At 65.2% G+C, this 14,917-nt stretch carries 11 protein-coding genes and 1 pseudogene; 9 read left to right on the top strand and 3 right to left on the bottom strand.

All coding sequences use genetic code 11. From position 1 onward, the window contains the following. Positions 1–140 precede the first annotated feature (140 nt). The 6 genes and pseudogenes from OU994_RS18725 to OU994_RS18700 form a co-directional block, all read left to right on the top strand. Positions 141–749 (top strand): annotated as a pseudogene (locus OU994_RS18725) (SURF1 family protein); the annotation flags it as partial. 121 nt (positions 750–870) lie between these two features. Next, positions 871–2,295 (top strand): ATP-binding protein, encoded by a 1,425-nt coding sequence (locus OU994_RS18720; RefSeq protein ID WP_281607124.1) that lies wholly within the window; start codon positions 871–873, stop codon positions 2,293–2,295. A 111-nt stretch (positions 2,296–2,406) separates the two neighbouring features. Next, on the top strand, positions 2,407–2,946 hold the full coding sequence (locus OU994_RS18715) for a response regulator transcription factor (protein WP_131149057.1): 540 nt from the start codon (positions 2,407–2,409) through the stop codon (positions 2,944–2,946). A gap of 234 nt (positions 2,947–3,180) precedes the next feature. After that, entirely contained in the window at positions 3,181–4,929 is a 1,749-nt protein-coding gene (locus tag OU994_RS18710; RefSeq protein WP_281607123.1) for a GGDEF and EAL domain-containing protein, read from the top strand. 167 nt (positions 4,930–5,096) lie between these two features. Continuing rightward, entirely contained in the window at positions 5,097–6,086 is a 990-nt protein-coding gene (locus OU994_RS18705) for a 2-hydroxyacid dehydrogenase (protein ID WP_281611666.1), read from the top strand. Positions 6,087–6,192: 106 nt separating this feature from the next. Further along, positions 6,193–6,591, top strand: a complete 399-nt coding sequence (locus OU994_RS18700) for a hypothetical protein (RefSeq protein ID WP_131145652.1) — start codon at positions 6,193–6,195, stop codon at positions 6,589–6,591. Positions 6,592–6,882: 291 nt separating this feature from the next. On the opposite strand, the gene OU994_RS18695 is transcribed toward OU994_RS18700, so the two are convergent. Further along, positions 6,883–8,316 (bottom strand): PA domain-containing protein, encoded by a 1,434-nt coding sequence (locus OU994_RS18695; RefSeq protein WP_281607122.1) that lies wholly within the window; start codon positions 8,314–8,316, stop codon positions 6,883–6,885. Further along, positions 8,303–9,367: a choice-of-anchor J family PEP-CTERM protein gene (locus tag OU994_RS18690; RefSeq protein ID WP_281607121.1), complete on the bottom strand. Its 1,065-nt coding sequence runs from the start codon at positions 9,365–9,367 to the stop codon at positions 8,303–8,305. Before OU994_RS18690 ends, OU994_RS18695 begins: the two co-directional genes overlap by 14 nt. 360 nt (positions 9,368–9,727) lie before the next feature. On the opposite strand from OU994_RS18690, the gene msbA reads away from it, so the two are divergent. From msbA to OU994_RS18675, 3 genes are all read left to right on the top strand, one after another. Next, on the top strand, positions 9,728–11,563 hold the full coding sequence (gene msbA / locus OU994_RS18685; RefSeq protein ID WP_281607120.1) for a lipid A export permease/ATP-binding protein MsbA: 1,836 nt from the start codon (positions 9,728–9,730) through the stop codon (positions 11,561–11,563). 203 nt (positions 11,564–11,766) lie between these two features. Continuing rightward, entirely contained in the window at positions 11,767–12,486 is a 720-nt protein-coding gene (locus tag OU994_RS18680; protein WP_281607119.1) for a hypothetical protein, read from the top strand. A gap of 704 nt (positions 12,487–13,190) precedes the next feature. Continuing rightward, positions 13,191–13,823 (top strand): NF038120 family PEP-CTERM protein, encoded by a 633-nt coding sequence (locus OU994_RS18675; protein ID WP_281607118.1) that lies wholly within the window; start codon positions 13,191–13,193, stop codon positions 13,821–13,823. A 23-nt stretch (positions 13,824–13,846) separates the two neighbouring features. Here OU994_RS18675 and OU994_RS18670 read toward each other — a convergent pair whose 3' ends face one another. Beyond that, positions 13,847–14,893: a S41 family peptidase gene (locus OU994_RS18670; RefSeq protein WP_281607117.1), complete on the bottom strand. Its 1,047-nt coding sequence runs from the start codon at positions 14,891–14,893 to the stop codon at positions 13,847–13,849. Positions 14,894–14,917: the final 24 nt, after the last annotated feature.

Below are 14,917 nucleotides of genomic sequence, written 5' to 3'. Positions count from 1 at the left end.
CCACCACGTGGCGCAGCGTCGACGCCGCAGCGCGCAGCGCGGGCCGCGGGTCCCTCCAGGGGAACCCGCATCGCCCTCGCCGCCGCCGCGGCGTTTTTCTTTGCGCCTTTGTTTCTCTCGGCAGCTGGCAGGTCAAGCGCCTGCTGTGGAAGCAGGACCTGATCGCCCGCGTCGATGCGCGCGTGCATGCCGAGCCGGTTCCCGCGCCGCGTGCCGCCGAGTGGCCGCGCGTGGCGGCCGACACGCACGAATACCTGCGCGTGGCCATTCGCGGCACCTTCCTGTACGACTACACCACGCGCGTGCAGACCACCACGGCGCTGGGCATCGGCTTCTGGCTGATGACGCCGCTGTGCACGGAGGAGGGCATCGTCTTCGTCAACCGGGGCTTCGTGCCGATGCGGTCGGGCGACCTGAAGCTGCCGCCGCCGCCGAAGGCTTCGGGGGATGTCTGCGCGCAGGTTCGCGGGCTTTCACCCAAAGGGCAAAACCTGGGGTCAGACCCGTCGGGTCTGACCCCGGCTTCTGCCTCTGGGGTAATCACGCTGACAGGGCTGCTCCGTCTGCCCGAACCCAAGGGCCGGATCCTGCGCGAGAACGACCCGGCCAACGACCGCTGGTACACCCGCGACATCGGCCCGATCGCCCAGGCCAGGGGCATGCCGCAGGCCGCGCCTTTCTTCGTGGATGCGCCGCGCGGGCAGGAGTATCCGCGCGACGCCAGCGAAAAACCGACCGGCGGCCTGACCGTCATCGCCTTTCCGAACAACCACCTGGTCTACGCGCTGACCTGGTTCGGACTGGCCGCGATGGTCGCGGGCGGCTATTATCTCGTGCTGCGCTACGACCGGCGCCGGACGAGGGAAACGGATGAAGAAACTGGCTGGGCAAGAGCAGGCCGAACAGAAGCAGGCCGAACGGGACCAGGCCGAACGCCGGGAAACCGGCGAGCGGCGCAAGCCGGACGGCCGCCGCGCGCAGGTGGCCGCGGCCGGCGTGGAATACGCGGCCGGGCACAAGAACATGATGCAGCTGATCCAGCTGCGCTGGATCGCCGTGGTCGGCCAGGTGGCCACCATCACCGCCGCCACGTATCTCTACGGCATCGTGCTGCCGCTGGTGCCGATGCTGCAGGTGCTGGCCTGCCTGATCGCCTTCAACGTGGCCAGCCACCTGCGCTGGCACGAAGTGCGCTACGTGCGCAATACCGAGCTGTTCATGGCGTTGCTGGTGGACGTGGCCATCCTCACCTCGCAGCTGTACCTGGCCGGCGGCGCCACCAATCCCTTCGCCTTCCTTTACCTGCTGCAGGTGATCCTGTCCGCCGTGCTGCTCGCGCCGGCGTATGCGTGGACCTTCGTGCTGATCACGGCGGCCTGCCTGGCCGGCCTGTCGCGCAACCACCTGCCGCTGCCGCTCGATGTCGAGCACGCGGGCGGCGTGCTGTCGCTGTACGTGCAGGGCATGCTGATCTGCTTCATGCTCAACGCGGCGCTGCTGGTGTTCTTCATCACCCGCATCACGGCCAACCTGCGCGCCGGCGATGCCCAGCTGGCCGACCTGCGCCAGCGCGCCGCCGAGGAAGAACACGTCGTTCGCATGGGCCTGCTGGCCAGCGGCGCCGCGCACGAGCTGGGCACGCCGCTGGCCACGCTGTCGGTGATCCTGGGCGACTGGAAGCGCATGCCCGAATTCGCCCGCAATCCCGAACTGCTCGAGGAGATCGGCGAGATGCAGGCGCAGCTCAAGCGCTGCAAGGCCATCGTGTCCGGCATCCTGCTGTCGGCCGGCGAAACGCGCGGCGAGTCGTCCACCAAGACCACGCTGGCCACCTTCCTGGACGAGCTGGCGCAGGAATGGCGCAGCACCCGGCCGGTCCAGCACTTCTTCTATTTCAACCGCATCGTCGACGACTTGCCGGTGGTGTTCGATGAAACCCTCAAGCAGATGATCTGCAACGTGCTCGACAATGCGCTCGAGGCGTCGCCGGCCCGCGTGGAACTGGAAGCCACGCGCGAGGACGGCCACCTGATCCTGCGCGTGCTGGACGCCGGCCCCGGCTTCGACCCGGCCGTGCTGGCGCAGATCGGCAAACCGTATAATTCCACCAAGGGCAGGCCCGGCAGCGGCCTCGGCCTGTTCCTGGTCGTGAACGTGGCGCGCACGCTGGGCGGCACCGTCGGCGCCCGCAACCGCGAGGCAGGCGGCGCCGAGGTGGTGATCCGCCTGCCGCTGTCCTCCATCGCCCTCGAAGGCATGCCGCCCGGCTTCGCCGATTCCGGCCCCCGAGCTTGAAGCCCGAACCTGAAGCTCGAACCTGAAGCTCGAACCTGAAGCCCGAACCTGAAGCCCGAACTTGAAGCCCGATCCTGAAGCCCGCCTGTGCATTCCACTGATTCCATCGCCATGACCGAAGAACAACGTTGCCTGCTGATCGTCGAAGACGACGAAGCCTTTGCCCGTACGCTGGGCCGCTCGTTCGAGCGGCGCGGCTACCACGTGCTGCATGCCGCGAACGTGGACGAAGCCGCCGCGCTGCTGGCCGATCACGCGCCCGGCTATGCCGTGGTGGACCTGAAGCTGAAGGGCAACTCGTCCGGCCTGGCCTGCGTGCAGATGCTGCACCAGCACGACCCGGACATGCTGATCGTGGTGCTGACCGGTTATGCCAGCATCAACACGGCCGTCGAGGCGGTGAAACTTGGCGCGGCCCAGTACCTGGCCAAGCCGTCCAATACCGACGATATCGAAGCCGCCTTCGCGCACGTGGCGGGCAGCGCCGAGGTGGAACTGACGGGGCGCGCCACGTCGGTCAAGACGCTGGAGTGGGAGCACATCCACGCGGTGCTGGCGGAAACCGAATTCAATATTTCCGAAGCCGCGCGCCGCCTCGGCATGCACCGGCGCACGCTCGCACGCAAGCTGGAGAAGCAGCGCGTCAAGTAATTCCGGGTTGAAGCCGGGGCAGGGCGCCGACGTATTCGCGCAACATCGAAAAGGGGTTCCGGCCGGTCGCCGTCGCCGCACGGTTGCCGCTTTCGGCGGGCATGCCCGAAAGCCTGTACAATGCAAGTTGCTTTGCGCCAACTTGCTTCATGCCTGCGCAGGCATCCCCGGTGCCCAAGCCACGCATCGCCATTTCACCACGCGCCCCCCGGCGCACGATGCTGACTTGCCGATATGACCTGCCACACCGAAGCGGCGCGCCTGGATGCGCTGCGCAAACTCGACCTCCTCGATACCCCTCCCTCCGATGCATTCGACCGCATCACGCGCATGGCCGCGCGCATGTTCGGCCTGCCGATCGCCGCCGTGTCGCTGACCGACAGCGACCGCCAGTGGTTCAAGTCACGGGTGGGCGTCGAGCACTGGTCGATCCCGCGCGAGAAGGCGCCGTGCGCCACCGTGGCCGAGACAGACGGCTTCCTGGTCATCCCCGACCTGCTCGAGGACCCGTATTTTTGCGACAGCCCGCTGGCCCGCAGCGGCGTGCGTTTCTACGCCGGCGCGCCGCTGACCACGCGCGACGGCCATGCGCTGGGCGCCATGTGCGTGCTGGGCACGGCGCCGCGCCAGATCACGGAGGCGGAGCGCGATGCGCTGTCGGACCTGGCGGCGATGGTGATGGCGCAGATCGAGCTGCAGCACGCGATGGGCCGGATCGACCCGATCAGCGGCTTGCCGAACCGGAACCAGTACCTCGACGACATGGGCGACCTGGACAAGGACCGTCCGGCGGGGGAGGCGCGGCTGGCCATGCTGGTGCACCTGGCGAGCCCGGAGCAGCTGGCCAACGCGGGGCGCGTGATGGGGCCGTCCTATGTGGACGGGCTGGTGACCGAGGCGGTGCGCTCCTTCCGCGCCGAGTTCGGCGCCGCCGGCAAGATGTACCATGTCGCCGCCACGCAGTTCATCGTGGTGGTGGCGCCCGAACTGTCGCTCGACGAATGCCGCGCGCGGCTGGAGCGGTGGCTGCAGGGCCGCGACGCCTGGTCGACGTCGCGCTTCGTGACCACGCCCGCGGTGGGCATCGCGCCGTTCGCCGTGGGCGGCACGGATGCGCTGGACGTCCTGCGCACTGCGCAGGGCGCCGTGCATGACGCGTATGCCACCGGCGTGCAGGTGGCGGTGTACTCGTCGGCCCAGGATGCCGCCTACCAGCGCCGCTTCACGCTGCTGACCGAGTTCGGCAACGCGCTGGAAGCGGGCGACCAGCTGCGCCTGGCCTACCAGCCGCGCATCGACCTGGCCACCGGCGCCTGCCTGGGCGCCGAAGCGCTGCTGCGCTGGAGCCACCCGGTGCTGGGCGCCGTCTCCCCCGGCGAATTCATGCCGATCGTCGAGCAGACCTCGATGGCCCGGCCGGCCACCGCCTGGGTGGTCGACGCGGCGCTGCGCCAGCTGCGCGCCTGGCACGATGCCGGCATGCCGCTGACGCTGTCCGTCAACGTCGCGGCGCCGAACCTGCTGGAAGCCGATTTCGCGCAGATGATCGCCGCGCAGCTGCGCACCCATGGCGTGGCGCCGGAGCGGCTGGAACTGGAGATTACGGAAAGCGCGGCCATGGGCAACCAGGCGGCGGCGGAAAGCACGCTCTCCGCGCTGCATGCGGTGGGCGTGCGCATCGCCATCGACGACTTCGGCACCGGCTACAGCAGCCTGTCCTACCTGCAGAGCATTCCGGCCCATGTGGTGAAGATCGACCAGGGCTTCGTGCGCGGCATCGAAGGCGACGAGCGCAAGCGCGCGCTGGTCGGCGCCATGGCATCGCTGTCGCACGACCTCGGCTACCGGGTGGTCGCCGAGGGTGTCGAGACGGCAGGGGCGGCGGCGCTGGTGCGCGCGGCCGGCTGCGACGAAGCCCAGGGCTGGCTGTATGCGCGGGCGCTGGAACCGGCGCAGTTCGCGCAGTGGTACGTCGGCAGGTGATGTCCCGGGGGCGGATGCAGCCGGCATGGAAGCTGCCGGCATGGAGTTGCCGGCATGGGAGTTGACGTCATAACACGCGCGAGGCGCCGGGACTGATGCCATACTAAGGCTTCCGCGGCGCCGCCGCGTCCCCGCGAAAGCTTCGAGCGATGACCGATCCGCACACCATCCGGCTGGCGATGTTCAGTGCCCAGCCATACGACCGCCGCTTCTTCGAGGAAGCGCGGCCCGCCGCCGTGGCGATCGACTATCTGGATACCGCGCTCGATACCGGCACCGCCGTGCTGGCCCAGGGGTGCGATGCCGTGTGCGTGTTCGTCAACGACATCCTCGATGCCGCCGTGCTGGAGCGCCTGCACGCGCTGGGCGTGCGCGCGATCCTGCTGCGCTGCGCCGGCTTCAACAACCTGGACCTGGCGGCGCTGGCGCGCCTGGGCATGTTTGCCGCGCGGGTGCCCGCCTATTCGCCGGAAGCGGTGGCGGAACATGCGCTGGCGATGATCCTCACGCTGAACCGCCACACGCACCGGGCTTTCAACCGGGTCCGCGAAGGCAATTTCGCGCTGGACGGCCTCCTCGGCTTCACGCTGCACGGCAAGACGGCCGGCATCGTCGGCACCGGCAAGATCGGCCTGGCGACGGCGCGCATCCTGCGCGGCTTCGGCTGCCGGGTGCTCGGCCACGATCCGTTTCCGTCCGCCGCGTTCGAGGAACTGGGCAGCATGGTGCCGCTGGACGACCTGCTGGCGCAATCGGACATCGTGTCGCTGCATTGCCCGCTGACCGAGGCCACGCGCCACCTGGTCGGCCACGCCACGCTGGGCCGGATGAAGGAGGGCGCCATGCTGGTCAACACGTCGCGCGGCGCGCTGGTCGACACGGCCGCCGTGATCGAGGCGCTGAAGTCGCGCCGGCTGGGTGCGCTGGCGATCGACGTCTACGAGCAGGAAAGCGCACTGTTCTTCCGCGACCATTCTTCGGAGATCATCGCCGACGACGTCTTCGGACGCCTGACCTCGTTCCCGAACGTGCTGGTCACGGGGCACCAGGGCTTCTTCACGATCGAGGCGCTGCGCGAGATCGCCGCGATCACCTACGGCAACCTGGCTTGCTGGCAGGCGGGAACGCCGTGCGCGAACCTGCTGCCGGCGGGCTGACGCTGCGGCTTCCGCGCGGCCTTGCCATCATCGCCGGGCCAGGTTTCCTGCAGCGTCCGTACCGACCGGCTATGATGGCCCCCTCACCACACCAGGAGGATGAATCATGACCGATCAAGCGCTGCGCATCGACCTGCGCAGCCTGGCACGCGGCGCGCGCGGCGTGCACAAGGCATTGCTGGACGTCGAGACCCAGTACTTCGGCGCCGTCGGCGGCGTGCTGGAGCACCTGCAGCTGGTGACGAACCATCCCCATTTTGCCTGGCTGCTGAAGCTGTCCGGCCTGATGGCGGAACTGGACGAACGGCTCGACGACGAGGAAGCCATCGAGGCGGGCGAGGCGGCCCAGTACCGCACGGCCTTCGAAGGCCTGGTCGGTCCGCGCCCGGCGATCGACGACGACTTCCGCAAGCGCTACCAGGCCCTGCTGCACGATGCGCCCGAGGTGGCGATCGCCCATGGCGTGCTGCGGCAGGCGCTGGCCAGGCTGCCGCAACCGGAGTAGCGGCGCTGCGTGTCTGCCGGGCGAGCATGGGCAAACAGCAGGGGCAAACAGCAGGAGAAATAGCAGGAGAAAATAGCAGGAGTAAAGAAAAAGGCCGGGCAATGCCCGTAATGCTGTTCAGATAAGCCCACCCCAAGTGCAAGTTCCGGGGTCAGACCCGGCGGGTCTGACCCCAGCCCTTCGCTGTTGGGGTGAATGCATGCGCTTTCGATGCGCCGGCGGCGTTTAACTGAACGGCATTAGGGCAATGCCCGGCCTTTCTGATCCTTGCGGAAGACTACCGTCGGGTGCTTACCAGCCGATATCCTTCAGCAGCGGCAGCGACAGGTCCTTCGGCGGCTCCAGCTCATGCGTCAGGTCGCCGTTGATCGACGGCTCCATCAGCTGGTTCGGCGAAGCGGCCGTGGTGTAGTGCGACACCGAGGAACCCGGCTGGAACGTGGTCGGCGTAAACATCAGGATGCGCTTCTGCTTGTCGGTACCCGCCAGCTGGGTCGGATCCGAGCCCAGCAGGACGGTGACGCCCGACGCGGTGCGGCCGCGTTTCGCCAGTGCCGCCTTCAGGGCCAGGCCGTCGGCCTGCGAGATGCGCACGGCCGGGATGGTGACGGCCGGATCGCTGCCGCTCATGCCTGCCGGGTCGCCCGGTGCGTTGTCGGCCACGATCATCGCGGTCGCGCCGGCAGCCTGCACGTTGGCGGCCTTGACCACGAAGGTGCACGTGCCGCGGTCGACCAGGGCGATATTGCCCTTCACGGCCTTGGCGTTGGCGCCGGTCAGCGGTTCGCAGGCGAAGCCCGTGTTGGCGGCGCGGTCTTCCACGACCGGCATGATCTGGCCGGTCAGGTTGGCATCGGTGATGCGCGGGCCGAAGCTGGCTTCGCCGAACGGTTTCTCGCCGGCTGCCGCACCGGCCGCAGGGCCGGCGATCGTGACCACGCCGCGCGGGCCCAGCACGCTCGGCACGGCGGCGTTCACGTTCGGGCCATCCCACGACATGCCGTCGCCGCTGATGGCGTTGGCCACGCGTTCCTCGGGGGTGAGTTCGGTCCACTTGCGGTTAGTGCGGTTATCCGTCATGAAGTGGTCCCACACCGCCGGCGTGCCGAAGAAGTACTGGCCGGTTTCCTCGTCGGTGAAGCTCTGGAAGCCCAGGCCGTGGCCCATTTCATGCAGCAGCACCGCGACGAAGTCGGTGCCCGAGCCCTTGTTGCCATCCAGGCCCAGGTAGAACGGCGTGCCGGGCAGGCAGTCTTCCGCCAGGCCCAGGCGCGAGTTGAAGCGGGCGCGGATGTCCGGCACCGTGGGGCTCTGGTCTTCGCCGGACAGCTTGTTGGCCAGCGCGCCCGGGAACCACGTGTTCGGGATCGGCGTGTTGGGGAAGACGTCGAAGATTTCCTGGGTGCCGGCCGAGCCCAGCGTGGCGCTGTTGGCCGTGCAGTTCAGCGGCTCGAAGCTGGCCTCGATGCGGATCGGCACGGTGCTTTCCAGCTTGGCGCCCCACAGGTTGGCCGCATAGGTGAACGCGATCAGGCGCTGTTCGCCCAGCGTGGTGCCGGCATTGCCGCCGACCGGTTGCGCCGGCGCCGGGTCGTTGAAGCCCACGCCGGGGCCATTCGCATTGACGATGACGATCTGGGCGGCCTGCGCGGCGCCGAGCGCTCCGAAAGCCAGGGCGACAGCGGCGGCGACGTGCTTCACTTGCGTGCGATTATTGCGCTTCATAGCGTTGTTCCTTGGCTTGCGCGGTGCGCGTGTTGTTGACCAGTGCATTGGCGGCGGCTTCGCCGGTCACGCAAGTTTCGGTGAGCGTGCCATCGGCATTGCGGGTAAGGACGGAATACACGGCCCGGTCGGCCACGTTGACCTTGCGGGTGCCGTTCTTCGTCACCTGCACCTGGGGTTCCTGCACGATGCCGCGGGCGGTCTTGCGCTCGTGCGCAGCCGCCGCGGTGGGAACCAGCGCCCGGTACTCTTCCGGGGTAGGGGCGCGCAGTTCACCGGTCTCGGCATCGCGCACGATGACCATGCCCTTGTCTTTCGCGTTGACTTGCGCGCTGGCTTGCGCGTTCGCTTGCACAGTATCGTGCGCCATGGCGCCCTGCGACATGCCCAGCGCGGCCAGCGCCAGGCCGGCACCGGCGGCGGCGCGGCGGCTACGGCGCGCGGCGAAGCCGACTGCGCCCAGGCCCAGGCCCAGCATCATCCAGGTCGACGGTTCCGGCACGGCGGCGATCGCCACGCTGTCGATGCCGATATAGCTGGCCGTTTCATAGTCGCCCGTGTAGTGGAAGCCGATGCGGCCCGTGCCGGTGCCGGTGAAATCATAGGTGTAGCGGGTCCAGCCGTCCGGATAGGCTTCGCCGGTGATCGAGAACAGCGACGTGGTGAAGCCGGAGGTGGCAGTGCCGCTGCCCGCGCTGAACAGCACGTCCAGCGTATCGCTGTAGCCTTCCTCGGCGCTGTCGCGGGTGTAGAACGTCAGGCGCGTGCCGCCCGCGAACGAGAATTCCGGCGAGATCAGCCAGCTGTCGATGAGGTCGGTCTCGAGATCGGCGCTGTTGAAATTGGCGCCGATATGCGAACCGGCGGCGCCACCCTGGGAACCGAACAGCTCATTGCCCTGGAACCAGCCGGTCGTACCGGCGTCCAGCACCCAGCCGCTCAACGAGTCGACATCGTCGAACCCTTCGGTCAGAGACGTGGGCGTTTCCGCATGCGCGGCTGCCGATAGTGTCAGCGCCGCTGATGCAAAGAGAGTGAGGAAGGTTTTCATTGATTCACTTTCATTGACTTTGTGGAAGAGGATGCAAAATGTTTTGCAAATTGCAATTCGAGTATAAGACGAGGAACTGACGAGTTTTTATACAGATGCTTACAATTTGAGATGTTTTTTTGATTCGTATGTTATTTGCAACGGATGCTGACTTGCATATGTGCAAGCCCAGGATTCATGCGGGTTCCAGCTGTGTCCGGCATTCCACGGATGGGGGATGCAGCGCACGCTTGACTTGTTGCTATTGCCATGCATCGTCCCAGAACTTAAATAATGTCGCTGCGGCGGGCGGACTTGCCGAATTTCATCCGGGCATCGATCGCGGTTACAATGCTGCCTTTATCCTCTGCCAGCCGTCACGTGTCGAACCGCCAACTGTATTTACGCCTGCTGCGGCAATTCACGCCGTATTCCGGTGCCCTCGTTGCTACCGTGCTCGCGGTGGGTGTTGCCTCGCTGACCGACGTGCTGCTGATTGGCCAATTGCAGAACGTGGTCGACGCGCTGGGCGCGCAGAACGCCACCCAGGGCACGATGCACGGCGCGATGGCCGCCGGCGGCGTGCTCGCCGAGGTGCGGGGCTGGATCGACAGGCTGATGCCGGTCACGCCCGGCGAGGCCGCGCTGTGGACGATACCGGCCATCATCATGGCGCTGGCCTGCCTGCGCATGGTGAGCAGCTTCGGTGGCGACTACGGCGCCGCATGGCTCAGCAACCGGGTCCAGGCCGACCTGCGCGAACAGATGTTCGCCCGCATCCTCCGGCTGCCGAACGGCTATTTCGACCAGTCGTCGACGGGGACCACGCTGTCGCGGGTGACCTTCGATGCGAACCAGGTGTCGCAGGCGGGCCTGAACGTGATCAACGTGGCAGTGCGCGATTCCGTGGCCACCATCGGCTACCTGGTCACGATGTTCGTGTACGACTGGCAGCTGGCGGTGTTCTGCCTGACGCTGCTGCCGCTCGTGGCGGCCGTGGTGACGTTCGCCGGCAAGCGCATGCGCCGCCTGTCCGAGAGTTCGCAGCACGCGATGGGCGAGCTGACCCGGGTGCTGGACGAGAGCATCGGGGGCCAGAAGGTGGTCAAGATCTTCGGCGGCCAGCAGTACGAGCAGCGCCGCTTCGACGAGGTGGTGAAGCTGAATCGCCAGCTGGCCGTGAAGCACGCCGCCACTGCTGCCATGAACTCGGGGATCATCATGCTGATGATCGGCGCCACGCTGTCGTCCGTCATTTACTTCGCCATGCTGCGCGCGCAGGCCAATGCGCTGTCGGCGGGCGATTTCGTCACGTTCATGGCGGCGCTGCTGGCCATGCAGTCGCCGATCAAGAACCTCACCAAGATCAACGAGCCGCTGCAGCGCGGGCTGGCCGCGGCGAAGTCCGTGTTCGGCGTGATCGACTCGCCCATCGAGATGGACGACGGCAGCCACGGCGTGGCACGCGTTGCCGGGCACATCGAACTGGCCTCGGTCAGCTTCCGCTACGGCGGCGTGGACGCCGATTCCGCGCCGGCCCTGGCCGACGTGTCGCTGGACATCCCGGCCGGCGAGACCGTCGCGCTGGTGGGCGGTTCCGGCAGCGGCAAGACCACGCTGGCCAGCCTGCTGCCACGCTTCTACGATGTGAGCGGCGGGCGCATCCTGCTCGACGGCGTGGACCTGCGCGACTACCGGCTGGCCGACCTGCGCGCGCAGATCGCGCTGGTCAGCCAGGATGTGGTGCTGTTCAACGATACGCTGGCCGCCAACATCGCCTACGGCGACCCCGCACCGGACCCGGCACGCGTCGAGGCGGCGGCCAAGGCGGCGTATGCCCATGAATTCATCGTGCGCCAGCCGCAGGGCTACGCCACCCAGGTCGGCGAGAACGGCCTGCGCCTCTCCGGCGGCCAGCGCCAGCGCCTGGCCATCGCCCGCGCGCTGTACAAGGATGCGCCGATCCTGATCCTGGACGAAGCCACCAGCGCGCTCGACACCGAGTCCGAACGCCAGGTACAGGCCGCGCTGGAGCGGCTGATGGAAGGCCGCACCACGGTTGTCATCGCGCACCGGCTGTCGACCATCGAGAACGCCGACCGGATCGTCGTCATGAACGGTGGCGCTGTCGCCGAGATGGGCACGCACGAGGCGCTGCTGGCGCAGGGCGGTTTCTATGCGCGGCTGTACCAGACGCAGAAGCAGCTGGCAGACTAAGATTTCTTGGCCTGGGGCCGCGGGAACTTCTCCATCAATTACCGGCACTCGACCGGCCGCTTTCGGCCGTGTATGCAAGCTGTCCATTTGTTGACTACCGGTCGTCGCACTCCTACAGATACAATGTAAATATCGGTAATAAATCCAGGCTACGATGTTTTGCTATGAGTATTTTTAGATAGCGCAGTTCTCGGGAGAGGTCAATGAAGCAAATCTTTCTGTTCGTCGCTTTTGTTTTGACCTGTGGTCAGGGTAACGCAAGAGATCAGGCTATTCCTGCTCAGTGCCACATACCCGAAACCATCACGCCAGTGGCTGTGATCGATCCACCTGCTGACGAGGTGGTTCATGCGGAGGTCAGCTGGTTCTCGTTGGCGCTAACCTGGTCTCCCGAATGGTGCAAACGCAAAATGAGCAGTTCAGCGGATAAAATGCAGTGTAACGACAACCGGTTCGCCTGGGTCATGCACGGACTATGGCCCAACAGCAGCGAAGGGCGGCATCCCCGTTACTGTAAGCAGGCTTCTCAATTAAGTACTACCACGTTGAAGAAAAATCTCTGCCTTACACCTTCAACGAAGCTGATTCAACACGAATGGGAAGCACACGGCACTTGCTATTGGGATCAGCCGGATGCGTATTTCGAAAAGGCTGCTTCTTTGTGGGAAAAAATAGTGAAACCGAGTCCTGCGGCAATCCCCGGCAAGGCCGGAAAAATTAGCGCTGGCGCGATTAGATCCTTGTTTACGCAAGCGAATCCAGGGATGATAAGAGACGCAGTGTATATAGGCGCAACTCCTGCCGGTTACCTGCGTGAAGTCAGGTTCTGCTATGACATGTCGTTTCAGATAAAAGCATGTCCGAGGGAGAGTCGTGGCGCAGGTGACGACGTTATGCTATCTGTTGAACCTGTTCCGAACTGAAAACCGCCTCTGCAAGGCGATTGGAAGGCTGGAATCACCTCGGTCTGGTGACACCAGCCTGATCGACGGCAACGCCGTAGCTAAGGCGGTTGCAGGACCGGCCTCACGGCGTCACCCTACCGCCCGAATTGGTGATGGAGAGGTGGAATCCAGACGAGTCGCAACCGCTAACGAAGGTCTGCAATGGGGCGGGAGGAGACTGTCGCGCAGCGCACCTGCCTGGTGGCCGACAGCAAACTTGATTGTTGCGGGCTAACGATCCGGAAGTGTTCTCACAGATTTCTTGGCGGCGTTACGTGGACGAAGACCTTCCGAAATCGTTCTGCATCTTCAGGCCCCGTCAAGAGGGGCTGGGTTGAAGCTTGGCGTGGTGCCCGCGGGATCTGCGGCTGTGTCCCTCGGCTGCGCATGCGATGGTGCCTGTCTCGCCTCGCCGTGCGAACAAACTTTATTCCCAGCACGACGCAAATCTGTCCGAAAAAACTTGACCCTTTCGGAAAAACATAACTATTATCATTATTGAAAGCCAGGCAATGGCGTAATCCAAGCCACTGCCAATCCCGCTGGCGTGCGCGAGCGCGTCATTGCAGCAGTAATTGATTTTCCGAACATCCAATACCCCGAACCGTATTTACGGTGGATGCTGTGCGCCTGGACATTGAATTGGCGTGAGTGTCGCCGGTTATTTCATGATGGGATGAACAATGATTCGAAAAGTTTTGCTGGCTATGGCAGCCACCATTCTCGCCACGTCCGCGATGGCGGAGACGATCGACTTCGAGGCTGAGGCCGGTGGTTACGGTTACTCGCCGTACAGCTTTGTCGAGGATGGGTTCCGGGTTACTTACTCGCCAATCAGCGTATTCGGATTTTATATTATCGATGATCCTGCCGATCATCTGGGTCAGTGTAGTCCCGCGTGCGCTTCCAATGGCACCACTGCCTTTTATTCTTTCAACGAGAGCAGTGTCACGATCGATCTCGCCAACAACGGCGTGTTTTCGTTGACATCGCTGGATGTTGCCAAGACTTTTACCGGCAACGATAAGCCACTGACTCTCACGCTAACGGCGACAGGTGCTGACGGCATCGTCACGACCACGATACTGGTGGACGCCGGACCGGCTGAAACATTTTCAACCTTTACTGTAGAAGATTTCGTCAACATTTCGTCGTTGACGATCACAGGGAGCCAGGAATTTCCCGAATTCGCGATCGACAACGTCATCGTTTCCACAGTTCCTGAACCCGCCTCCTGGGCCACGCTGATTGCCGGCCTTGGCATTATTGGTGGTGCTGTTCGCCGGCGGCGCCGCCTGGCTGCCGATTCCGCCTGACAGGCATGCGATAGCGGCGCCGGCTAACGCTTCCCCCTCAGCGTATAGACCGGCGTCTCGGTTTCCCCTTTCTCCACCATCGCCAGGACATCCTGCAGTTTCGTGCGTTCCTTGTCGTCCTTTGCAGCGGAAACGAGCTTGCGCAGGATGGCGGCATGCGCCGCCTGCAGCGCCTGCGCTGCGGGAACGGCGATGTCGGGTTTTACCCCGACCCCCTCCCAGCTGGTCTTGGTGATGGGGTTGATGGACCTCCCGGCCGGGATCCCGACCACGATTCCGTGCCCGACGCTGAACGGGCGCGGGGGATTCGCGGCACCGGCGGTCGTTTCGCCAACCAGCGTGCCGCGTTGCTGCGTCTGGAAGTCGTAGGCGCATTCTTCCCCGGCGGACCCCGTGCGCGCCGAGGTCAATACATACACAGGCTTGTCATAACGCGGCGCGACCGACCGAAGCGTCCAGAACTGCGTTGTCGCGTTTTCAGGGCGGTAATACATGTCGTTCAGATGACGTACGTCGCCAAGTGGAAAGAAATGGCTCATCAGATACGCCACGCTGGCTGCGAACCCGCCGCCGTTACGGCGCAGATCGAGGATCAGTGCATCGGTTCCCATCATGAGCGACATCGCTGCCGTGTATGCCGGGCCGACGAATTCAGGGGCGCCGAAGCCGCGCAGCTCGATGTATCCCACGTTGCCGGGAAGGCGTTCAACCTTCTGGATCTCATAACCGCCTTGCAAGGTCTGCGCACGCGCTTCGTCCATCTCGGTACGGCTGGGTACGTCCGCGCCGGTGCCGGGCTCGCTAAAACGTTCGTTCACCCTGGCACCGAAATGCAGGTCGCCGCTCAAGTCGCGCAGGTCTTGCGCCAGCGCTTCGCTGAACGCCTGCGCGCTGGCTGTGGACGCATAACCCCCTTCGGCGTTTTTCCTGGCGATCGCACGGCTTACCCTGTCGGCCACTGCGGGCTCGATGTAATTCGCGTTCAATTTCGCCGCCAGCGTCTGCACGATTGCGGCACGATCAGATGCGTTCAGCACGGTGTCTTCCGCCGCACAGGCGGAAGCAGACAACAGAGTTCCCAATACAACGCCAGC

The organism is Pseudoduganella sp. SL102, assembly GCF_027856995.1.
GTDB classification, from domain to species: domain Bacteria; phylum Pseudomonadota; class Gammaproteobacteria; order Burkholderiales; family Burkholderiaceae_D; genus Rugamonas; species Rugamonas albidiflava.
This window is presented reverse-complemented; position numbering and strand designations above follow the sequence as displayed.